The 21,851-nt window shown below is 72.2% G+C and carries 16 protein-coding genes; 15 read left to right on the forward strand and 1 reads right to left on the reverse strand.

What is annotated here, in order from left to right:
- Positions 1-3 precede the first annotated feature (3 nt).
- The 4 genes from G6R24_RS07525 to G6R24_RS07540 are packed head-to-tail and all read left to right on the forward strand — an operon-like array spanning position 4 to position 4,625.
- Complete coding sequence (locus G6R24_RS07525) at positions 4-1,968, forward strand: ABC transporter ATP-binding protein (RefSeq protein WP_163548458.1); 1,965 nt, start codon at positions 4-6, stop codon at positions 1,966-1,968.
- A 4-nt stretch (positions 1,969-1,972) separates the two neighbouring features.
- Positions 1,973-2,374 (forward strand): phosphoribosyl-AMP cyclohydrolase, encoded by a 402-nt coding sequence (gene hisI / locus G6R24_RS07530; RefSeq protein ID WP_163548446.1) that lies wholly within the window; start codon positions 1,973-1,975, stop codon positions 2,372-2,374.
- Complete coding sequence (locus tag G6R24_RS07535; RefSeq protein WP_163548447.1) at positions 2,371-3,951, forward strand: anthranilate synthase component I; 1,581 nt, start codon at positions 2,371-2,373, stop codon at positions 3,949-3,951. Before hisI ends, G6R24_RS07535 begins: the two co-directional genes overlap by 4 nt.
- The gene (locus G6R24_RS07540) at positions 3,948-4,625 is read left to right on the forward strand and encodes a Trp biosynthesis-associated membrane protein (RefSeq protein WP_163548448.1); all 678 of its coding nucleotides are present in this window, start codon (positions 3,948-3,950) and stop codon (positions 4,623-4,625) included. Before G6R24_RS07535 ends, G6R24_RS07540 begins: the two co-directional genes overlap by 4 nt.
- Here G6R24_RS07540 and G6R24_RS07545 read toward each other — a convergent pair whose 3' ends face one another.
- Positions 4,626-4,913: a hypothetical protein gene (locus G6R24_RS07545; RefSeq protein ID WP_163548449.1), complete on the reverse strand. Its 288-nt coding sequence runs from the start codon at positions 4,911-4,913 to the stop codon at positions 4,626-4,628.
- Positions 4,914-5,177: 264 nt separating this feature from the next.
- On the opposite strand from G6R24_RS07545, the gene trpC reads away from it, so the two are divergent.
- The 11 genes from trpC (at position 5,178) to G6R24_RS07600 (ending at position 21,718) form a co-directional block, all read left to right on the forward strand.
- The gene (trpC, locus tag G6R24_RS07550; RefSeq protein WP_163548459.1) at positions 5,178-5,981 is read left to right on the forward strand and encodes an indole-3-glycerol phosphate synthase TrpC; all 804 of its coding nucleotides are present in this window, start codon (positions 5,178-5,180) and stop codon (positions 5,979-5,981) included.
- A 132-nt stretch (positions 5,982-6,113) separates the two neighbouring features.
- Entirely contained in the window at positions 6,114-7,466 is a 1,353-nt protein-coding gene (trpB, locus tag G6R24_RS07555; RefSeq protein WP_163548450.1) for a tryptophan synthase subunit beta, read from the forward strand.
- A 74-nt stretch (positions 7,467-7,540) separates the two neighbouring features.
- Positions 7,541-8,377: a tryptophan synthase subunit alpha gene (trpA, locus tag G6R24_RS07560; protein ID WP_163548451.1), complete on the forward strand. Its 837-nt coding sequence runs from the start codon at positions 7,541-7,543 to the stop codon at positions 8,375-8,377.
- Positions 8,378-8,520: 143 nt separating this feature from the next.
- A complete protein-coding gene (gene lgt / locus G6R24_RS07565; RefSeq protein WP_163548452.1) occupies positions 8,521-9,684 on the forward strand; it encodes a prolipoprotein diacylglyceryl transferase in 1,164 nt (387 codons plus the stop codon).
- A gap of 286 nt (positions 9,685-9,970) precedes the next feature.
- Positions 9,971-14,524 (forward strand): glutamate synthase large subunit, encoded by a 4,554-nt coding sequence (gene gltB, locus G6R24_RS07570; RefSeq protein WP_163548453.1) that lies wholly within the window; start codon positions 9,971-9,973, stop codon positions 14,522-14,524.
- A gap of 74 nt (positions 14,525-14,598) precedes the next feature.
- Positions 14,599-16,041: a glutamate synthase subunit beta gene (locus tag G6R24_RS07575; protein ID WP_163548454.1), complete on the forward strand. Its 1,443-nt coding sequence runs from the start codon at positions 14,599-14,601 to the stop codon at positions 16,039-16,041.
- Positions 16,042-16,212: 171 nt separating this feature from the next.
- On the forward strand, positions 16,213-16,821 hold the full coding sequence (locus G6R24_RS07580; protein WP_163548460.1) for an adenylate kinase: 609 nt from the start codon (positions 16,213-16,215) through the stop codon (positions 16,819-16,821).
- A 67-nt stretch (positions 16,822-16,888) separates the two neighbouring features.
- Positions 16,889-19,114, forward strand: coding sequence for a phosphoinositide-specific phospholipase C-related protein (locus G6R24_RS07585; RefSeq protein ID WP_225438237.1), 2,226 nt, complete (start codon positions 16,889-16,891; stop codon positions 19,112-19,114).
- 170 nt (positions 19,115-19,284) lie between these two features.
- Complete coding sequence (locus tag G6R24_RS07590) at positions 19,285-19,740, forward strand: tellurite resistance TerB family protein (RefSeq protein ID WP_163548455.1); 456 nt, start codon at positions 19,285-19,287, stop codon at positions 19,738-19,740.
- 159 nt (positions 19,741-19,899) lie between these two features.
- The gene (locus G6R24_RS07595; protein ID WP_163548456.1) at positions 19,900-20,724 is read left to right on the forward strand and encodes a sulfite exporter TauE/SafE family protein; all 825 of its coding nucleotides are present in this window, start codon (positions 19,900-19,902) and stop codon (positions 20,722-20,724) included.
- A gap of 466 nt (positions 20,725-21,190) precedes the next feature.
- The gene (locus G6R24_RS07600; protein WP_163548457.1) at positions 21,191-21,718 is read left to right on the forward strand and encodes a Trp biosynthesis-associated membrane protein; all 528 of its coding nucleotides are present in this window, start codon (positions 21,191-21,193) and stop codon (positions 21,716-21,718) included.
- Positions 21,719-21,851 lie beyond the last annotated feature (133 nt).

A 21,851-nucleotide genomic window follows, 5' to 3' on the forward strand; every position in this document is an offset into this window, starting at 1 on the left:
GATCTGCTGACGACGACGCTGCGGCGGCTGCGTGGCCTCACCCCCGAGCTGACCCGGGGGCTGCTCGGCACCCTCGTCCTCGCGCTGGTCGCCACCGCGGGCAAGGTCGCCATTCCGGTGACGGTCCAACAGATCCTTGACCGGGGACTGGCCGACGACCAGGTCGACCTGACGGTGATCGGCGTGGCCGTCGGGGTGGCGGCGGTGGTGATCCTGACGACCGCACTGGCCAACTACCGGATGAACCGGCGGCTGTACCGGCTGTCCGAGACGACGCTCGCCACGCTGCGGGTCAGGGCGTTTCGCCACATCCACGACCTGTCGGTGCTCAGCCAGTCCGCGCAGCGTCGTGGCTCGTTGACCTCCCGGGTGACCAGCGACATCGACCAGATGTCGCAGTTCCTGCAGTTCGGTGGCGTGATGCTGCTGGTCTCGACCGGCCAGATGCTGATCGCGACCGTGCTGATGGTCGTCTACTCCTGGCAGCTGACCCTGCTGGTCTACGGCTTCTACCTTCCGCTTTTCCTGATCACCCGGCGCACCCAGCGACGCCTCGCCGGTCGCTACGCGCAGGTCCGTGAACGCATCGGTGAGCTGCTGGGTGCCGTCGCCGAGGCCGTTGTCGGAGCCTCGGTCGTGCGGGCCTACGGCGTGCAGGAACGCACCGCCCAGCGCATCGACACCTCGATCGACCGTCACCGCGGCGCCCAGTCCGCCGCCCAGAAGATGATCGCCGGCGTGTTCTCCCTGAGCGAGCTGGTCGCCGCCCTCGCCACGGCGGCGGCCGTCATCGTCGGGGTGCTGCTCGGCGTGGACGGCGCGCTCAGCACCGGTCGGCTGGTCGCCTTCCTGTTCCTGATGACCCTGTTCATCATGCCGATCCAGTCGATGACCGAGATCCTCAACGACGCGGCGAACGCCCTGGCCGGCCTGCGCCGGGTGCTTGACGTCCTCGACCTGCCCACCGACGTCCGCGACCCGGCGCTCACCGACGGCTCCGCTCCCCACCCCGTTGGTGCTCCACACCCCGCGGAGGCGACCATCATGATCCCCGCCGGTTCGCCGCCGTCCTCGGCGCGACCCGGCGGGCGGGAGCTTCCCGCGGGACCGCTGGGTGTGCGCTTCACCGGGGTCGGGTTCGCCTACCCGGACGGCCCGCCCGTGCTGCGCGACATCGACCTGGAGATCGCCGCGGGCAGCCGGATCGCCGTGGTCGGCGAGACCGGCTCCGGGAAGACCACCCTGGTCAAGCTGCTGACCCGGCTGATGGACCCGAGCTCGGGTGAGGTCCTGATCGGCGGGGTGCCCCTGGCCCAGGTGCGGTTCGCCTCGCTGCGCCGCCGGGTCCTGCTGGTGCCGCAGGAGGGGTTCCTGTTCGATCTGACGATCGCCGACAACGTGCGCTACGGCCGCCCGGGCGCCGACGACGCCGCGGTACACGCCGCCTTCGAGGCCCTTGGCCTCGGCGACTGGCTTGCCACCCACCCCGAGGGCCTCGCCACCCGGGTGGGTGAGAGCGGGTCGCGGCTGTCCGCGGGTGAACGTCAGCTGGTCGCGCTGGCTCGTGCCCGGCTGGCCGACCCCGACCTGCTCGTGCTCGACGAGGCCACGTCCGCGGTCGACCCCGAGACCGAGGTGCGCCTGGCCCAGGCCCTGGCCGAACTGATGCGGGAGCGGACCTCGGTGACCATCGCGCACCGGCTGTCCACCGCGGAGACCGCCGACGAGGTACTGGTCGTCGACGCCGGTCGGATCGCCCAGCGCGGCCGGCATCGTGATCTGGTCGCTGTGCCCGGGATCTACCAGCGCCTGCACCAGTCCTGGGTCGCCGGGGTCGGCTCGACCGGGCCCGCGCCCGCACGGCCACATCCACCGGCGCCGGCGTCGACCGCCCCCGACGAGCCGCGCCCCGCGTTCCTCGCCCCACGGACGCCGGCCCCGCGCCCGGGGCGCGGGGGAGCAGAATGAAGCGGTGACCGATCGTCCCTCCGCTCTCGACCCTGACATCGCCCGGCGCCTGCGCCGTGACGGCGCCGGCCTCTTCCCGGCCATCGCCCAGCAGTACGACACCGGGGAGGTGCTGATGCTCGGGTGGATGGACGACGAGGCGCTGCATCGGACGCTGACCACCGGGCGGGCCACGTACTGGAGCCGCAGCCGCGGCGAGTACTGGGTGAAGGGCGACACCTCAGGCCACCAGCAGTGGGTCCGCTCGGTCGCGCTCGACTGCGACGGCGACGCGCTGCTCGTGCGGGTGGACCAGGTGGGTCCGGCCTGCCATACCGGCACCCACACCTGCTTCGAGGCCGGCGGCCCGCTGCCCGCCCGGGTGGGCGACCGGGACGCCGGCCCGGCGGCCGAGGCCAGCCGATGACCACCGGACACATCGTTCCCGACCGCGCCGGCTTCCACGCGGCCGCGGCCCGCCACCAGGTGGTCGCGGTCACCCGCCGGCTGCTCGCCGACGGCGAGACCCCGGTTGGCATCTACCGCAAGCTCGCCGGCGGTCCGGGCACCTTCCTGCTGGAATCGGCCGAGCACGGCGGCGAATGGTCGCGCTACTCGTTCGTGGGAGTGCGGGCGGCGGCGACGCTCACCGAACGTGACGGCGAGGCGCTGTGGGTGGATGGCACGCCCCCGCCGGGGGTGCCCTGCGGTGGTGACCCGCTGGACATCCTGCGCGCGGTGGAACACGGTCTTCGTGCCGCCCACGAGGACGGCGCGCCGCCCCTGATGGGTGGGCTCGTCGGCTACCTCGGCTACGACATCGTCCGGCGGATCGAGCGGCTTCCCTCGCACGCCGTGGACGACCTGCGCCTGCCCGAACTGCGGATGCTGCTGGCCACCGATCTCGCCGTGCTCGACCACCGGGACGGCTCCTGCCTGCTCGTGGCCAACGCCTTCACCGCGCCCCCGGACCCCGATCCCGGCGAGCCCGGGGCCACCCCGCCGCACCCGGCCGGCCGTGCCGCCGACGGCCGACGTGACCCCGCCGAGCTCGACGCCCTCTACGACGACGCGGTGGCCCGCCTGGACACGATGACCAGCGACCTGGCCAAGTGGAGCGAGCCGACGGTGGCCACCACGACCGGTGCGCTGACCGGCATCGACGACTTCGTCTCCGCCACGCCGCCCGGTGCCTACCAGAGCGCGGTCGAGCGGGCCATCGAGGAGATCCGCGCCGGGGAGTGCTTCCAGATCGTCGTCTCGCAGCGCTTCGAACGGGCCACGACCGCCGACCCGCTGGACGTCTACCGGGTGCTGCGCACCACGAACCCGAGCCCGTACATGTACCTGCTGCGTTTCGGTGACCACGACGTCGTCGGGTCGTCGCCGGAGGCGCATGTGAAGGTCACCGGCCGGCGGGCCCTGCTGCATCCGATCGCCGGCTCCCGCCCGCGCGGGGCGACGCCCGAACAGGACGCCGAACTCGCCGCCGAGATGCTGGCCGATCCCAAGGAACGCGCCGAGCACGTGATGCTGGTCGACCTCGTGCGCAACGACCTCGGGCGGGTCTGCGTACCCGGCTCGGTGCGGGTCGTCGAGTTCGCGTCCGTCGAACGCTTCTCGCACATCATGCACATCGTCTCCACGGTGATCGGTGAGGTGGACGGGCAGCGCAGCGCCGTGGACGTGCTGAGGGCGACCTTCCCCGCCGGAACACTGTCCGGAGCGCCGAAGGTGCGCGCGATGGAGGTCATCGACGAGCTGGAACCGACCCGCCGCGGCGTCTACGGCGGAGTCGTCGGCTACCTGGACTTCGGCGGTGACCTGGACACCGCCATCGCCATCCGGACGGCGGTGATCCGTGACGGCGTCGCCTACGTGCAGGCCGGCGCCGGGATCGTCGCCGACTCCGATCCCGATGCCGAGGACCGCGAAAGCCGCACCAAGGCCGCGGCGGTCCTGCGGGCGATCGAGGTCGCCGAATCCCTGCGGCCGCCGGTATGACCTCCGCCCAGGACCCCGCGCCCGCCGACGGCGCGCTTTCGGCCGACCCACCGCCCTCGGGGCCCGGTTCGTCGCCGGCCACGGCCGAGGCCGCCCGGGCCGGTCGGCGCGAACGCGGCCTGGCCGTGCTTGGCTGCCTGCTCGGCGCGGGCCTGGTACTCGTGTGCGGGGCGGCCACCTGGGTGTCGGCCCGGGTCGGTGCGCCGCACGCCGAAAGCGACGGCGTCGCTGTGGCCGCGCCGCTGGCCACCCACTGGACCGGCTCGGCGCTCGCCCCGGCCGCGACCGCGCTCGCCCTGGTCGGGCTGGCCGCCGCCGTGGCCATCGTGGCGGCCCGCGGCATCGGGCGCACCATCGTCGGGCTGCTGGCCGTCGTGGCCGGGATCGGCGTCGTCTACGCGGCTCTGCGTGTCGGACTCGACCCGGCGCCAGTCCTGCGCCGCACCGACAGCGTGCGTCAGCTCTCCATCGGCGGATCGGCGGAGATCACCGGCCTGCACCGCTCGGTGGCACCCTGGCTGGCCGTGTTCGGCGGCCTGCTGCTCACCGTCGCCGGCGCGCTCGCCGCCGTGCGCGGGCGCCGATGGCCGGCGATGTCGGGCCGCTACCAGACTCGCGACGCCCGGCCGGTCGACGCCTGGGATGCGATCGAGCGGGGCCACGACCCCACCTGATCACCGGAACTCGCCGCGCCCGGCCTGCGGGCCGCACCGACGCGGGGGAGCGGTGAGCGAGGCAAGCAGATCCCGCTGCCGACGCAGATCGGCCTCCAGCAGGCAGACCAGCGCGTCCATCCGATCCAGGCAGCGGCGCAGCCGTTCGAGCGGTTCCTCCGGCTGACCGCCGACGGCCTCGCCGTCGGCCGGCGAGCTGGCGGGCGCGGCCAGGGGCCGGCCCGGCACCCGTGAGCCCGAGGGCGCCCACCCCGACAGTGGCGGGATCAGAATCTGGTGAGTCTCCACGCGTCCTCCCTCGGTTCCGAACGTGTGTTCGACTATACGGGATTGAAGAGGTGTTCGGCCACTGTGGCGAGCCGCCGGCGTGGCGCGCGGTCGTCGTCACGTCGCCGGGGCGGCCCGGTCGGGTGACCTCCGCGTCCGGCGCGGACCACCGGGAGGTGGGGGCGAGTGGTCGCGGCACGTAGCAAGGTGCGGGTGCCTCGGCCCTACCTCGGTGACCTGGCCTACCATCGGCGGCATGAGCGCGAAAGCCGCGAGCACGGGTCGATGAGCGTCCTCGACGACATTCTCGACGGGGTCCGGTCCGACCTTGCCGTGCGTGAGAAGCAGACCTCCCTCGACGACCTCAAACGGCGCGTCGAGCGCGTCCCCGACCCCCGGGACGCCCTGGCCGTCCTACGCGACTCACCGGTTTCGGTGATCGCCGAAGTGAAGCGCCGTTCGCCGTCCAAGGGCAGCCTGGCGGCGATCACCGACCCGGCCGCCCTGGCCGTCGACTACGAGGCGGGCGGTGCCGCGGCCATCAGCGTGCTCACCGAACAGCGCAGGTTCGGTGGCTCACTCGCGGATCTTGACGCCGTGCGCCGGGCGGTCGACGTCCCGTTGCTGCGCAAGGACTTCGTCGTCTCGCCCTACCAGGTGTTCGAGGCCCGTGCGCACGGGGCGGACATCGTCCTGCTCATCGTCGCCGCGCTCGACCAGCCCCGGCTGGTCGGCCTGCGCGAGCGCATCGAATCCCTCGGCATGACCGCCTTGGTCGAAGTGCATGACGAGGCCGAACTCGATCGCGCGCTGGAGGCCGATGCCCGCCTCCTCGGCGTCAACGCGCGCGATCTGCGCACCCTCGAGATCGATCGGGGCACCTTCGCCCGGCTGGCCCCGCGGATTCCGTCCGGGGTGCTGAAGGTCGCCGAGTCCGGTGTGCGCGGGCCGCACGACCTGCTCGCCTACGCGGCGGCGGGAGCCGACGCGGTGCTGGTCGGCGAGGCCGCGGTCACCGGTGATCCCCGTCAGACGGTGGCCGACCTGGTCGCCGCCGGCGCGCATCCGGCCGGGCGCGTCGGGCGCTGACTCTCGCACGTCGCGGACCGGCCCCCCGCGCCGAAGATCGGGACGCGAGTGCGGGGGAGTCGGGCGCCCCCCGCGTCGGCCCCCCGCGGCCGGTGGACGCGTTCTGTCGGAGCAGCCCGATACAGTCGGACCGTGTCCACGCGAACCGCTGTCCCAGCCGCCTCCGCCGATGCCGCGGGTGCGGCGCCGTCCCTTCTCACGGGTGTGCAGGCCGCGGCGGGCTGGCAGGCGTTTCCGGACGCCTCGGGTCACTTCGGCAAGTTCGGCGGGCGTTTCGTGCCCGAAGCGCTCATGGCGGCGCTTGACGGGCTGACCGAGGCCTACGCCCAGGCCCGGGTCGACGACGCGTTCATCGCCGAACTCGACGATCTGCTCGCGAGCTACGCGGGCCGGCCCACCCCCCTGACCGACGCGCGCCGGCTCACCGAGCACGTCGGCGGCGCCCGCATCCTGCTCAAGCGTGAGGACCTGGCCCACACCGGCTCACACAAGATCAACAATGTGCTGGGGCAGGTCCTGCTGACCAAGCGGATGGGCAAGTCCAGGGTCATCGCCGAGACGGGCGCCGGTCAGCACGGGGTCGCCACCGCCACGGCCTGCGCCCTGCTCGGCCTGGACTGCGTTGTCTACATGGGCGAGGAGGACACCCGCCGCCAAGCCCTCAACGTCGCCCGGATGCGCATGCTCGGCGCCGAGGTCGTGCCGGTCACCTCCGGCAGCCGCACCCTCAAGGACGCCATCAACGAGGCGCTGCGCGACTGGGTCGCCACCGTGGAGGACACCCACTACTGCATCGGTTCGGTGATGGGTCCCCACCCGTTCCCGATGCTGGTGCGTGATTTCCAGCGGGTGATCGGCGTCGAGGCCCGGGCCCAGGTTCTCGAGCGCACCGGCCGGTTGCCGAACGTGGTGGTCGCCTGCGTCGGCGGCGGCTCCAACGCGATGGGCATCTTCCATCCGTTCATTCCCGACACCGAGGTCGCCCTGATCGGCTGCGAGGCCGGCGGCGACGGTGTGGCGACCGGTCGGCACGCGGCGGCGATCGCCGGCGGCGCCCCCGGCGTCCTGCACGGCATGCGCACCTACCTGCTGCAGGACGAGTGGGGCCAGACCCAGGTCTCGCACTCGATCTCCGCGGGTCTGGACTATCCCGGTATCGGCCCCGAGCACGCCCTGCTGCACGAGACCGGCCGAGCGACCTACCGGGTGGTCGACGACACCGCCGCGATGGAGGCGCTCGCCCTCGTCGCCCGCACCGAGGGCATCCTGGTCGCGATCGAGAGCGCCCATGCCTTCGCGGCCGCGATCGAGGTGGCCCGTGAGCTGGGCCCGGAGGCGACCCTGCTGATCAACTGCTCCGGTCGGGGCGACAAGGATGTCGACACCGCCGCCCGCTGGTTCGGCCTGTTGGACGAGCCCGCCGACGCCGACCCCGCCGGCACCGCTGCCGCCGCGGGTACCGCGGAGGGTGGCGGGCAGCGATGACGGCGACGAGCGGCGGCCTGGCCACGCCGGATCAGCCATCGACGGCCCGCGGGCCCCAAGCGAACGGACGCACGATGCCCAGCCGGTTGGACGACCGCCTCGCCGCGGCACGGGCCGAGGGCCGTGCCGCCCTCGTCGGCTACCTGCCCGCCGGCTATCCCACGGTGGACGGCGCCATCGCGGCGATGCGGGCCATGGTCGCCGCCGGGGTGGATGTCGTCGAGGTCGGCCTGCCCTACTCCGACCCGACGATGGACGGGCCGGTCATCCAGCAGGCCGCCGACGCGGCCCTGCGCGGTGGTCTCACCACCCGGGACGTGCTGCGCACCGTCGAGGCGGTCGCCGACACCGGTGCTCCGACGCTGGTGATGACCTACTGGAATCCGATCGAGCAGCATGGCGTCGCCGCCTTCGCCGCCGACCTCGCGGCGGCGGGCGGTGCCGGAACGATCACCCCGGACCTGCCGCCCGAGGAGGCCGCCCCCTGGCTCGAGGCCGCCGCCGCGCACGGCCTGGACCCGGTGTTCGTGGTCGCCCCGAGCTCGTCGACCGAACGCCTGCGCCGCGTCGCGGACATCACCGGCGGTTTCGTCTACGCCGCCTCCCTGATGGGCGTCACCGGTGCACGCTCCCAGGTCGGCACCCAGGCCGAGGGTCTCGTCGCGCGGGTCCGCGCGGTCACGTCACTGCCGGTCGCCGTCGGCCTCGGGGTGGGCACCGCCGCCCAGGCCGCCCAGGTCGCGGCCTTCGCGGACGGCGTCATCGTCGGATCGGCGCTGGTCCGCGTGCTGCTCGACGCGCAGCGTCGTGGTGAGGGCCCCGAGGTCGCCCTCGCCGGCATCGGCGCCCTGGCCGCCGACCTCGCCCAGGGAGTGCGCGGCGCCCAGGCCAACGTCCCGGTCACCGCCTGATCCGCACACCCCGCACCACCGAACGGACAGCACCTCGGAACAGACAGCACCAGCGACGAGGGCGGCACCGCTGAAGAGGGCGGCAGGTGAGGCGGGCGTGGCTGGCGTCGGGTTGGGCGCGGTGTCGGGATAGCCTGGCGACCGTGGTGTTCGCCGCTATTCCCAGTCCGTCCCGTGGTGTGGTGCATCTGGGGCCGGTGCCGCTGCGCGCCTACGCCCTGATGATCATTATCGGGATCGTGGTCGCCGTCGTCGTCACTGGCCGTCGGTTGCGCGCCCGCGGCCTCGATCCCGAGATCGCGGGGGAGATCGCCTTCTGGGCGGTGCCCTTCGGGATCCTCGGCGCCCGGATCTACCATGTACTCAGCACGCCCGACCCGTACTTCGGCCACGACGGCAACCTCGGCGACGTGGTGAAGATCTGGAACGGTGGGCTCGGCATCTGGGGGGCGATCGCCGGCGGCGCGCTCGGCGCGTGGATCGCGGCGCGGCGCCTCGGGGTCAGCCTGGCCCTGTTCGCCGACGCCGCCGCGCCCGGGATCATCCTGGCGCAGGCCATCGGACGCTGGGGTAACTGGTTCAACCAGGAGCTGTACGGCCGTGCCACCGACCTGCCCTGGGCGGTGCGCATCGACGCGGCCCACCGGATCGATCCGACCGTGGCCACCTACCAGCCGACGTTCCTGTACGAGTTCCTGTGGAATCTGGTGGTCGCCGGCATCCTGCTGTTCGTCGACCGTCGGCACCGGCTCGGTCGTGGCCGGCTGTTCGCCCTGTACGTGGCGCTGTACACGTTCGGCCGGCTGTGGATCGAGATGCTGCGCATCGACACCGCCGACAGGATTCTCGGGCTGCGGGTCAACATCTGGACGTCCGCCCTGGTCTGCGTCGCCTCCATCGTCGCGTTCGCGCTGACCCGTCGGCCGGTCGACCTGGACGTCTCACCCGAGGAACAGCGCGAGCTCGGCCTGGTGCGCGAACGCGGCCGTCGAGGGGTCGAGCCCGAGCGAGCCGCTTCCAGCGACGCCGCGGCCCCCCGCCCCGGCGACGAGTCCGAGACCGGTGGCGAATTCGAGACCGGTGGCGAATTCGAGGCCGGCGGTGAGTCCGGGCGCAGCGGCGGGACCGGCCTCAGGGGCGAGACCGACACCGGGTCCGAGCCTGGCGGCGAGAGCGGCGGCGGGGGCGGGACCAGAGTCGAACGTGAGGCTGGTGTGGGCGCCGATGTCGGGGCGCAGGCTGGCCGGGTAACGCCCGGCAGGGGAGAATCGGCGGGGCACGCGCCGGTCGAGGCGCCGCCGCACTGAGCCGTACGGCCGCCGTCCACGGGCCTCGATCGAGGCCGGATCGCGCCGAAATTTCCCGAAAGGTGGTCGTCCACTACCGGCTGGTGCGCCGTTCGTGTCAGGTTGTGTGACGTTATACGGCTGTGACCTGCCGGACATATATGATCAAGGCGTGTCGGCTCGGCGCATGGCACACTCGAGAGCAGGCACACGGGTCGCTGGGCCAGCGCCGTCGTGCCGCAGTTCACCTTCGGACAGCGTCGTCCGCCTCACCTTCAGCCCCTGAAGACGGACAGGACTTCGCCGGATGCCGAGCGCGCAAGGTCTTTACGACCCCACTTTCGAACACGACGCCTGCGGGGTCGGCTTCGTAGTCGACGTGCACGGTCGTCGTAGCCATGAACTGGTTGACCAGGGCCTCACCGTCCTGCGCAACCTGGATCACCGCGGCGCGTCGGGTAGCGACCCGGATACCGGCGACGGGGCCGGCATTCTCGTCCAGGTCCCCGATCAGTTCCTGCGTGATGTGGTGGACTTCGCCCTGCCAGCGCCCGGCCGGTACGCGGTCGGCATCGCCTTCCTGCCCCAGGTGGCGGGGGAGCGCGACGACGCGGTGCGGGTGATCAGCCGGATCGTGCGCCAGGAGGGCCTGCGGGTACTGGGCTGGCGTGAGGTTCCCACGATCAGCCACATCGTCGGGCATGCGGCCCGCGAGGTGGAGCCCCGGATGCGCCAGCTGTTCGTGGCCCTGCCCGGCGATGCGCTGGGTGGCGTGGCGGGGGAGAAGGCCGAGGCGGCCTTCGACGTGGGTGAGCTGGAGCGCCGGGCGTTCTGCGCGCGCAAGCGCATCCGGCGCGAGACGGGCGTGTACGTCGCGTCGCTGTCGTCGCGCACGATCGTCTACAAGGGGATGCTGACCACCCACCAGCTTTCGGCGTACTTCCCGGATCTGGACGACCCGCGTTTCACCAGCGCCATCGCCCTGGTGCACAGCCGGTTCTCGACGAACACGTTCCCGAGCTGGCCGCTGGCCCATCCGTACCGGTTCGTCGCCCACAACGGCGAGATCAACACCGTTCGGGGCAACCGGAACTGGATGCGGGCCCGGGAGGCGCTGCTGGCCAGCGACCTGATCTCGGGGGACCTGGCGCGGCTGTTCCCGATCTGCGCGGACGGCGCGAGCGACTCGGCGAGTTTCGACGAGGTGCTCGAACTGCTCCACCTCGGCGGGCGCAGCCTGCCGCACGCGGTGCTGATGATGATCCCCGAGGCGTGGGAGAACCACGCCGAGATGGACCCGGCTCGTCGCGCGTTCTACGAGTTCCACTCGGCGCTGATGGAGCCATGGGACGGCCCGGCGGCGATCGCGTTCACCGACGGCACGGTGATCGGTGCGGTGCTCGACCGCAACGGGCTGCGTCCGGGGCGGTACTGGCAGACCGATGACGGGCTGGTCGTGATGGCCTCCGAGGTCGGTGTGCTCGACATCCCGCCGCACCGGGTGGTGCGCAAGGGGCGGCTCCAGCCGGGCCGGATGTTCCTCGTCGACACCGCGCAGGGGCGCATCATCGACGACGAGGAGATCAAGTCGGAGCTCGCCACCGCCGCGCCCTACGCGGAGTGGCTGCATGCCGGGCTCATCTCGCTCGACGATCTGCCCGAGCGTGAGATCGTCGTCTACGGGCACTCCTCGGTGCTGCGCCGCCAGCAGGTCTTCGGCTACACCGAGGAGGAGCTGCGCGTCCTGGTGGCGCCGATGGCCCGGGGCGGTGCCGAGCCGATCGGGTCGATGGGCACCGACACGCCGGTGGCCGTCCTGTCGTCGCGTCCCCGGTTGCTGTTCGACTACTTCACCCAGCTGTTCGCGCAGGTCACCAACCCGCCGTTGGACGCGATCCGGGAGGAGCTGGTCACCAGCCTCGGGCGGACCCTCGGCCCCGAGGGCAACCTGCTCGACCCGTCGCCGGCGTCCTGTCGGATGGTGCACCTGCCCTACCCGGTGATCAGCAGCGGCCAGCTCGCCAAGATCGTCGGCATCAACGACGACGGTGACATGCCGGGCTTCGCCTCGGTGACCGTCCGCGGGCTGTACGACGTCGACGGTGGTGGCGCGGCGCTCGCCGCCCGGCTGGACGAGATCTGCGCCGGGGTCAGCGAGGCCATCGCCGACGGGGCGCGCATCGTCGTGCTCTCCGACCGTGACTCCGACGAGCGCAAGGCGCCGATCCCGTCGCTGCTGCTCACCGCGGCGGTGCATCACCACCTGATCCGCGAGCGCACCCGGACGAAGGTCGGCCTGATCGTCGAGTGCGGTGACGCCCGCGAGGTGCACCACATCGCCCTGCTCACCGGGTACGGCGCGGCCGCGGTCAACCCGTACCTGGCGTTCGAGTCGGCCGACACGCTGATCGACGAGGGCGAGATCACCGGCGTGAGCCGCGCCGAGGCCGAGAAGAACCTGATCAAGGCGCTGGGCAAGGGTGTGCTGAAGGTGATGTCCAAGATGGGCATCTCCACCGTCGCGAGCTACACCGGTGCGCAGGTCTTCGAGGCGATCGGGCTCGCCCAGGAGTTCGTCGACTCCTACTTCGTCGGCACCCCGTCCCGGTTGGACGGCGTGGGCCTGGAGATCATCGCCGCCGAGGTCGCCGCTCGGCACAGCCGCGCCCACCCGCGGGTCGCCTCCGAGCTCGCGCACCGCGGGCTGGAGGTCGGCGGGGAGTACCAGTGGCGCCGCGAGGGCGAACTGCACCTGTTCAACCCGGAGACCGTCTTCCTGCTCCAGCACGCCACCCGCACCCGCCAGTTCGACGTCTTCCAGGAGTACACCAGCAAGATCGACGGGCTGTCCCGGGAGAACGCGACGCTGCGCGGCCTGTTCGACCTGCGGGCCGGGGTGCGCCCACCGGTGCCGATCGAGGAGGTCGAACCGGTCTCCGAGATCGTCAAGCGGTTCGCGACCGGTGCGATGTCCTACGGCTCGATCAGCGCCGAGGCGCACGAGACGCTCGCGATCGCGATGAACCGGCTCGGCGGCAAGTCGAACACCGGTGAGGGCGGCGAGGACGCCGAGCGTTTCGTCCCCGACGCCAACGGCGACCTGCGCCGCAGCGCCGTCAAGCAGGTCGCGTCCGGCCGGTTCGGGGTGACCAGCGAGTACCTGGCCAACGCCGACGACATCCAGATCAAGATGGCCCAGGGCGCGAAGCCGGGGGAGGGCGGGCAGCTGCCCGGCCACAAGGTCTACCCGTGGATCGCGAAGACCCGCCACTCCACCCCGGGTGTCGGTCTGATCTCCCCGCCGCCGCACCACGACATCTACTCGATCGAGGACCTCGCCCAGCTCATCCACGACCTGAAGAACGCGAACCCGAAGGCGCGGGTGCACGTGAAGCTGGTCGCCGAGGTCGGGGTCGGCACGGTCGCGGCCGGGGTGTCCAAGGCGCACGCCGACGTGGTGCTCGTCTCCGGGCACGACGGCGGCACCGGTGCCTCCCCGCTGACCTCGCTCAAGCACGCCGGGGCGCCGTGGGAGCTGGGGCTCGCCGAGACCCAGCAGACGCTGCTGCTCAACGGGCTGCGGGACCGGATCGTCGTGCAGGTCGACGGTCAGCTCAAGACCGGCCGCGACGTCATCGTCGGCGCGCTGCTGGGCGCCGAGGAGTTCGGTTTCGCCACCGCTCCGCTGGTCGTCGCCGGCTGCGTGATGATGCGCGTCTGTCACCTGGACACCTGCCCGGTCGGCGTGGCCACCCAGAACCCGCAGCTGCGGGCCCGGTTCACCGGCAAGCCCGAGTTCGTCGAGGCGTTCTTCACCTACATCGCCGAGGAGGTTCGCGCACATCTGGCGGCGCTGGGCTTCCGCACGTTGCAGGAGGCCGTCGGCCGGGTCGACCTGTTGGACGCCCGCGCGGCGATCGAGCACTGGAAGGCCTCGGGGCTCGACATCACCCCGCTGCTGCACAGCCCCGAGCGGCCCTTCGGTGGTTCGCTGCACTGCACGTCCAGCCAGGACCACGGGTTGGACAAGGCGCTGGACAACTCGCTGATCCAGCTGTGCGAGGGCGCCCTCGACGAGGGCCGGCCGGTGTGGCTGGAGATGCCGATCCGCAACGTCAACCGCACGGTCGGCACGATGCTCGGCTACGAGGTGACGAAGCGCTACGGCGGCGCCGGTCTGCCGGACGACACCATCCAGCTGCGGTTCACCGGCTCCGCCGGGCAGAGCTTCGGCGCGTTCGCCCCGCGTGGGATGACCCTGACCCTCGAGGGCGACGCGAACGACTACACGGGCAAGGGCCTCTCCGGCGGCAAGATCTTCGTCTTCCCGCCGAAGGAGTCGCCGCTGCGTGCCGAGGAGAACATCGTCGCCGGTAACGTGCTGCTCTACGGCGCCACCGCCGGGGAGGCGTTCTTCCGCGGCATCGTCGGGGAGCGTTTCTGCGTGCGCAACTCCGGTGCCACCGCCGTCGTCGAGGGCGTCGGTGACCACGGCTGCGAGTACATGACCGGCGGCACCGTGCTCGTCCTCGGGCAGATCGGACGCAACTTCGCCGCCGGGATGAGCGGCGGCGTCGCCTACCTGCACGACCCGGTGGACGAGCGGATCAACCGGGAGATGGTCGGCGTCGAGGACCTCGACGCCGGGGACGAGGCGACCGTACGTGACCTGCTGGTGCGTCACCGCCGGGAGACCGGTTCCACCGTGGCCGCCCGGCTGTACGCCGACTGGGAGAACGTCCGCGGATCGTTTCGCAAGGTGATGCCGCGCGACTACAAGCGGGTGCTCACCGCGATCCGTCGTGCGCAGGAGCAGGGCCTGGTCGCCGAAGAGGAGATCATGGCGGCCGGCCGTGGCTGAGCGCCGCCACGCCCCACACGCCCCCCGGAACACCCGGAACACCCGGCACCGCCTACTGACCGGACAGGAGTGACATGGCCGACCCGACCGGCTTTCTCAAGCACCGCCGGGAGCTGCCGACACGCCGCCCGGTCGATGTGCGCATCCAGGACTGGCGCGAGGTCTACCAGACGTTCCCGGAGGAGCACCTGCGCGAGCAGGCGGGCCGCTGCATGGACTGCGGCATCCCGTTCTGTCACAACGGCTGTCCGCTGGGGAACATCATCCCCGAGTGGAACGACCTGACCCGCCGGGGCGACTGGCCGGACGCGAGCGAGCGGCTGCACGCCACGAACAACTTCCCCGAGTTCACCGGACGGCTGTGCCCGGCGCCGTGCGAGGCGGCCTGCGTGCTCGGTATCGGCGACGACCCGGTGACGATCAAGCAGGTCGAGGTCAGCATCATCGACCGGGCCTGGGCGGACGGCACCGTCGTACCGGTGCCGCCGTCGGTGCGCACCGGGCGCCGGGTCGCCGTCGTCGGCTCGGGGCCCGCCGGACTCGCCGCCGCCCAGCAGCTCACCCGGGCCGGGCATGACGTCGTCGTCTACGAGCGGGCCGACCGCGTCGGCGGTCTGCTGCGCTACGGCATCCCCGAGTTCAAGATGGAGAAGGCGGTCCTGGACCGCCGGCTCGCCCAGATGGAAGCAGAAGGCACCTCGTTCGTCACCTCCTGCGATGTCGGTGTGGACATCACGGCCGACGAGCTGCGCTCGTCCTACGAGGCGGTGGTGCTCGCCGGCGGGTCGACGATCGGCCGGGATCTGCCCGTGCCCGGTCGGGAGTTCGCCGGCATCCACCTGGCGATGGAGTTCCTGGAGCCGGCGAACCGGGTCGTGCTCGGCGATCTGGCCGAGCCGCCGATCACCGCGGCGGGCAAGCGAGTGGTCATCATCGGCGGCGGTGACACCGGAGCCGACTGCCTGGGCACCTCGCACCGCCAGGGCGCGGCGTCCGTCCACCAGCTGGAGATCATGCCGCGGCCGCCGGAGCTGCGCGCACCGGCGAACCCGTGGCCGTCCTTCCCGATCCTCTACCGGGTCTCGAGCGCGCACGAGGAGGGCGGCGAGCGGGTGTTCGCCGTGTCCACCGAGTGCTTCCTCGGCGACGACACGGGCAACGTGCGGGCGCTGCGCATGCACGAGGTGCGTCTCACCGCGGGACGGTTCGAGAAGGTCGAGGGCACCGACGTCGAGCTGCCCTGCGAGCTGGTGCTGCTGGCGATGGGCTTCACCGGCCCGCAGCCCACCGGTCTGCTGGCCGACCTCGGCGTCGACCTCGACGCCCGGGGCAACGTGGCGCGCGACGCCGGTTGGGAGACGTCCGTGCCCGGGGTGTTCGTCGCCGGTGACATGGGCCGGGGCCAGTCCCTGATCGTCTGGGCGATCTCCGAGGGACGCTCCGCCGCCGCGGCGGTCGACCGTCGGCTGATGGGCCGCACCGACCTGCCGGACCCGATCACACCCACCCGCCGCTGAACCAGGTCGAACGGGTGGTCAGACACCAGCGTGGAGTGAGCCACGGTCGCGCGTCGCGTGACAAACGGGTGTGAGCTGGCTTGCTCCTCGCGGCGTCTGTCGTGCTTGACCAGGATTAGCAGGAGTCATCGGTAGGGGGTGTCAGCCCTGGTGGCGGTACCGTCCATGGGCATGAGGCTCGTGCTGCTGGGACCCCCCGGCTCCGGCAAGGGAACGCAGGGCGCGCGGATCAGCGCCCGCCATGGCATCCCGACGATCTCCACCGGCCAGCTGTTCGACCGGCAGATCTCCGCGGGCACTCCGCTGGGGCGCCGGGCCGAGCGGTATGTCCGCGCCGGTGAGCTCGTCCCCGACGAGATCGTGCTGGACATGGTCGCCGACCGCCTCGCCGTCAGCGTCGACTGCGCCGAGGGTTTCCTGTTCGACGGCTTTCCGCGCACCTACCCGCAGGCCGAGGCGCTGGACCGGATGCTCGCCGCCAGCTGCGGCCCGTTGGACGCGGTCATCGACCTCCAGGTGGACGTGGACGAGGTGCTGGCCCGCATCCGGCGCCGGGCCCACACCGAGGACCGGCTCGACGACACCGAGGACACCGCGCGGCGTCGGATGGCGGTCTTCGCCGCGGAGACCGCCCCGCTGCGCCGCTACTACGAGCAGGCCGGCGTGCTGCACACCATCGACGGCACGGGCGAACCCGACGATGTGGCCACCCGCATCCACCGGACCCTGGCCGCCGTCGCCCATCCGCAGCTGCACTTGGGCTCGGGCTCGGGCGGCTGACCGGCCCCCGGGTGCGGGGTACCCCGGTGGGATCGGGCCCGGGTGTCAGCGCGATATCCTGACGGCGGTGGGCGGCGAGACAGACGAGGGCGAGCCGGCGAAGCGCCGTCGCACGCGCCGAGGTCGCCTCGCGTACCTGGCGCTGGTGCTGGTGGTCGCGGCCGGCGCCGTGCCGCTGGTGCTCATCCTCACCGCCAGCCGGACGGTGCTCAACACGGCCTTCTACTCCCAGTCGCTGAACCGGGCGGACGCCTACGATCGGCTCTACACCGAGGTGCTGCCCGACCCGGCGGTGGGCGCCCTGCTCGCGGGTCTGCCGATCGACGGCTCGCTGATCACCGCGAACCTGCGCACCGTCCTGCCACCGGCCACCGTCGAGGCGATGACCGACGAGCAGATCACCCGGGTGGTCGACTACCTGCGCGGTCAGGCGAACGACGTGGAGCTCGCCGTCGACCTCGCGCCGATCTTCGACAACGTCTCGGGTCTGGCCAACCGCTACATCGCCGGTGAACTCGGGTCCGGCACCACCTACCGGGTGACGTCCGTGGCGGACTTCACCGAGGACGTGCTCAGCGCGATCAACGACATCGCCGCCGGACGTCCCCCCACCTCGCTGCCCACGATCGAACTGACCGCCCAGGACACCGACCGGGTCCTGCCACTGGTGCTCGACCGGTTCGCCCCGGACACCCGCGCCCGCCTCGAACCGCGGCTACGCGCCCAGCTGCGCGCGGGTGACGTCGCCGGCGCCCTGGCCCTGCTCGGCCCGCAGCTGTTCCAGGGCGATGAGCTGGCCACCGCACGGCTGCGTGAGTCGCTGCACGGATCGACCCTCGACCTCGGCGTGCGCCTGTCCGACCTGCGTGACCAGCCGGCGATCAGCGCGATCGAGAAGCTGCATGACGTCACCGCGGCGCTGGGCTGGCTGTCGGTGGGCCTCGCGCTGCTGATCGCCGGGGCGCCGGTCGGCATCGTCGTGCTGGCCGGACGCCAGAGGGTCTCCCGGGTGCGCGCCGGTGCCGGCGCGGTGGTCGCCGCCGGGGTCGCCCTCGGTCTCGCCGGCCTCGCGCTGCGCCTGGCGCTGCCCAACCCGCTGCGACCGCTGGCCGGTCCGCACTCGCCGTTGCCGGCCGGCGCCAGCGCCGTGCTGGTGGACTTCTCCGAGCAGGCCTACCGGACGGTGGAGAGCGACTACCTGCGGGTGGTCGGCTGGTCGCTGGTGCTGGGCCTGGTCGTCGGCGGCGGGTCGCTGCTGGTGTCGCTGTCGGCCCGCTGGAGCGCGACCGGACGGCGCCGTCGCCTGGCCACCGCGCTGGTGCTCGCCGTCCCGGTGATGGTGAGTGTGACCTGGACGGCCTTCCCGGGCGCGGCGGCGGAGTCCCACCGGCTGTGCGAATCCAGCCCGTCGCTGTGCGAGCGGCGCTACGACCAGGTCGCCTACCTCGCCACCCACAACGCGATGGCCAACAGCGAGGACCGCTTCCTCGGCCCGTCCCAGGACCCGACCCTCGTCCACCAGCTGGATCTGGGTGTGCGCACCCTGCTGCTCGACGTCCATCACTGGACGCCCGCCGAGCAGGTCGCCGCCTACCTCGCGACCCTGGCACCCACGACCCGGGCCGCACTCGAACCGCTGACCCGGGGGGCCGTCTCGCAGCGTCCCGGCGTGTGGCTGTGCCACGACGTGTGCCAGCTCGGCGCGTTGGACCTCACCGCCACACTCGGTCAGCTCCGCGACTGGATGAACCGCAACCCCACCGAGGTGGTCACGCTGATCATCCAGGACAACGAGGTGCCGGCCAGCGAGATCGCCGGTGCGGTGGCCTCGGCGGGCCTCGCCGCGATGGTCGCGACGCCGCCGGAGGATCCCCATGGTCGCTGGCCCACGCTGGGCGCGATGGTCGACTCGGGTCGTCGCCTGGTGGTGTTCACCGAACAGCAGGACCTGCCCGGCACGTTCCTGCGTGGCTTCTACCGCTATGCCACCGACACGCCGTTCGACGCGAAGAAGCCCGCTGACCTGGCCGACTGCCCGCGTAACCGTGGCAGCGCCGGCGCGGACCTGCTCCTGATGAACAACTGGATCACCGCCGCGGCGCCGAGCCGGCACGCCGCGCTGACCGCCAACGCCGCACCGGCGCTGACCCGGCGGGCCCAGCGCTGTCGCACCGAACAGGGCCGGACGCCGACCTACATCGCCGTCGACTTCTCGACGATCGGATCGGCCCAGGCCGCCGTCGACACACTCAACGGCGTGCCGACCGCCGCCGGCTCTCCCCCCGGTCGGTGACGGGGACCCGAACGTGGGCGGTCCGCGCACGGCGGTTCGGGGGCTCACGGGGATCGTGACCGGGGCACTGTGCGTTCACCCTGCTGAAGCCGCCTGTCGTCGGCGTCGTGCCGACGACTCCAGCCCTCCGGACGCCCGCCGTCCGGAGACACTCGTGCAAGGGAGCCGAGGTGCCCATCTGGAACCAGCTTCGCCAGTCGGCCCAGTCAATGCAGGGCCAGCTGAACGCGAAGAAGAACGACCTGAAAAGCGGCGCCTTCCGCGACGCCAGCATGGCGATCTGCGCGCTGGTCGCCGCCGCTGACGGCACGATCGATCCGGCCGAACGCCAGCGCGTCGCCTCCCTGATCATCTCCAACGACGTCCTGAACAACTTCCCCGCGGACGACCTGCAGCGCCGCTTCAACGACTACGTCGCCAAGCTGCAGGCCGACTTCGAGTTCGGCAAGGTGTCGGTGCTGCAGGACATCGGCAGGACCAAGAAGAAGCCGGCCGAGGCCCGGGCGGTCATCCAGATCGGCATCGTCATCGGCGGCGCCGACGGCACGTTCGACAAGACCGAGCAGGCCGTGGTGCGGGAGGCCTGCTTCGCTGTCGGGATCAACCCGGAGGAGTTCGACCTGTAACCGAACCGGCGTCGAGGGCGCCTGACAAGCGGGTCCGCCGGGTCGGGGCCCGCGCCGACCACGTCACATCCGCTTCCATGGTCGTCCGCCCGAGTTGGATGCTCGGCCCGTGCCTGCCCGTGGGCGGCGGGTGGACGAGGCGGCCGGGAGGCGGATCGGATGGGACCAGGTGATGCCCTGCTCGCCGCGGGAGCGGGGCTGCTCGCGGGTGCCGTCAACGCCATCGCCGGTGGCGGCACCCTCATCGCCTTCCCGGCGCTGCTGGCCACCGGGCTGCCGGCGCTGACCGCGAACATCACCTGCTCGGTCGGTCTGGTCACCGGCTACGCCGGCGGGGCTGTGGGCTATCGGCGCGAACTCGCCGATCAGGTCGACCGGCTGCGGGCCCTCGGGCCGCCCGCGCTGCTCGGCGGCCTCATCGGGGCGGTGATCCTGTTGGCCACCCCGTCCTCGAGTTTCCGCGCCGTGGTGCCCTACCTGGTGCTGGCCTCCTGCCTGTTGCTGGCCGCGCAGACCCGACTGGCCGCCGTGGTGGCCCGCCGCCGCGCCCACACGGTCACCCCAGTGACCACCCCGGTCACCACCCCGGCTGTCCCCGCGGCCGGTGCGCGGCCGCCGGCGGCGCGGACGGTCACCTGGCCGACCCGTTTCGGGGTGCTGATCGCCGGGGTGTACGGGTCGTACTTCGGGGCCGGGCTCGGCGTCCTGTTGCTCGGTGTGCTGGGCATCCTGCTGACCGACGATCTCCAGCGCACCAACGGCCTCAAAACCCTGCTCGCATTCGGTGTGAACGCCGTCGGGGTGGTCGTGTTCCTCATCACAGCCAAGGTGGCCTGGGGTTACGCCGGGATTCTCGTGGTCGCCTCGCTGGCCGGCGGTCTGATCGGCGCCCGAATCGCACGCCGGATGCATCCGGCGCTGTTGCGTGCCGCGGTCATCACGCTTGGCGTGGTCGTCGCGATCGTTCTTCTCGTCCGCGGCTGATCGCCACGGTCAACCCTCACGTCGCTGTCAGGATCATGCGATGCGACCCACCCGGCCGAGGGCTAATCGGTGGCCACGCATAATCTGTACACGCAGTGTTCCTGAAGAACGCTGACGTAACGGCAGTTCTGTGGGCTCGGCGCAACATTATCGCCTCGTTGTGCGTCTGTCAGCACGTTGCTGTCCGGCGCAGGCCCACGGACGGATATCGGTTCTGTCGCGTCAGGGGTGACGCGGTATCGCGGCGCGGCAATGTGGATCGGCCTGGTGGTCGTACCCGCATGGCCGTACCGCCGGGAGGGGTTTCGTGGTCCACGAGGAGCCGGGCAACGGCGATCGGTCGGCCTTGGACGCTCTGAACTCCGCGGACGGCCACCGCGACGGCGAGGCCCTGGACGCTCGAGACGTTCTGGCCGACCGCGGCGCCGGGGCGGCCCCGAGCGGCGTTGGTCGTCGTAGGAGCACCGTGAGAGCGGACACCGCCTGGGGTGATCGCCTTCTCACGCTGTGTGTTGCCGCTGGTCTGGTGGCGCTGTTCGCCGTGCCGCGGACCTGGGCGCGCGCCACCCTGTCCGACCGGGGCGCGCATCTGTTGGTGGCGACCCGGTCCGGCTGGGATCTGGCGCCCACCGGGGCGCTGGTCGGGGCCGCCGCCGTGCTCGCGATCGTGCTCAGCCTGCTGGCGGGCTGGACCGGCCGGCGCGGGCTGACCATCGCGGTGCTGGCCTGCGGGCTGGCGATCGTCGCGCTGGCCCTGGGTCGGTTGGACGCGGCGACACCGCTGGAGCACACGATCGGCCGGCTACGGATCGGCACCTTCCAGACCGACGAACCGGTCACCCACAGTGGTCCGGCAGTGTGGCTGTGGGTCGCGGTGACGTGCGGAGTCGTGATGGCCGGCGCCGCGGCGAGCAGCCTGGCGCTCGGTCGGCGGCGACCACCCGTGAACCCCGCCGGGGGTCCAGGGGAAGGGAGTCAGCACCGTGGCGTATGACTACGCGTCGTTCTCGACGCTCGCCGGGCCCCTGCGGGAGCCGCCGGCCCAGGGCGTCTACCACGTCGCCTACCGCAAGATCATGGTGGGACGGCACCTCTACCAGGTCCTTCCGCAGCTGATCGCGACGGTG

The sequence above is a fragment of the Candidatus Frankia nodulisporulans genome (assembly GCF_902806475.1).
GTDB classification, from domain to species: domain Bacteria; phylum Actinomycetota; class Actinomycetes; order Frankiales; family Frankiaceae; genus Frankia; species Frankia umida.

Excerpts from the sequence above, each read along its gene's own strand:
- G6R24_RS07535 (WP_163548447.1), top strand. The coding sequence starts at position 2,371 with ATGACCACCGGACACATCGTTCCCGACCGCGCCGGCTTCCACGCGGCC.
- G6R24_RS07540 (WP_163548448.1), top strand. The coding sequence starts at position 3,948 with ATGACCTCCGCCCAGGACCCCGCGCCCGCCGACGGCGCGCTTTCGGCC.
- trpC (WP_163548459.1), top strand. The coding sequence starts at position 5,178 with ATGAGCGTCCTCGACGACATTCTCGACGGGGTCCGGTCCGACCTTGCC.
- trpA (WP_163548451.1), top strand. The coding sequence starts at position 7,541 with ATGCCCAGCCGGTTGGACGACCGCCTCGCCGCGGCACGGGCCGAGGGC.
- gltB (WP_163548453.1), top strand. The coding sequence starts at position 9,971 with ATGCCGAGCGCGCAAGGTCTTTACGACCCCACTTTCGAACACGACGCC.
- G6R24_RS07575 (WP_163548454.1), top strand. The coding sequence starts at position 14,599 with ATGGCCGACCCGACCGGCTTTCTCAAGCACCGCCGGGAGCTGCCGACA.
- G6R24_RS07580 (WP_163548460.1), top strand. The coding sequence starts at position 16,213 with ATGAGGCTCGTGCTGCTGGGACCCCCCGGCTCCGGCAAGGGAACGCAG.
- G6R24_RS07595 (WP_163548456.1), top strand. The coding sequence starts at position 19,900 with ATGGGACCAGGTGATGCCCTGCTCGCCGCGGGAGCGGGGCTGCTCGCG.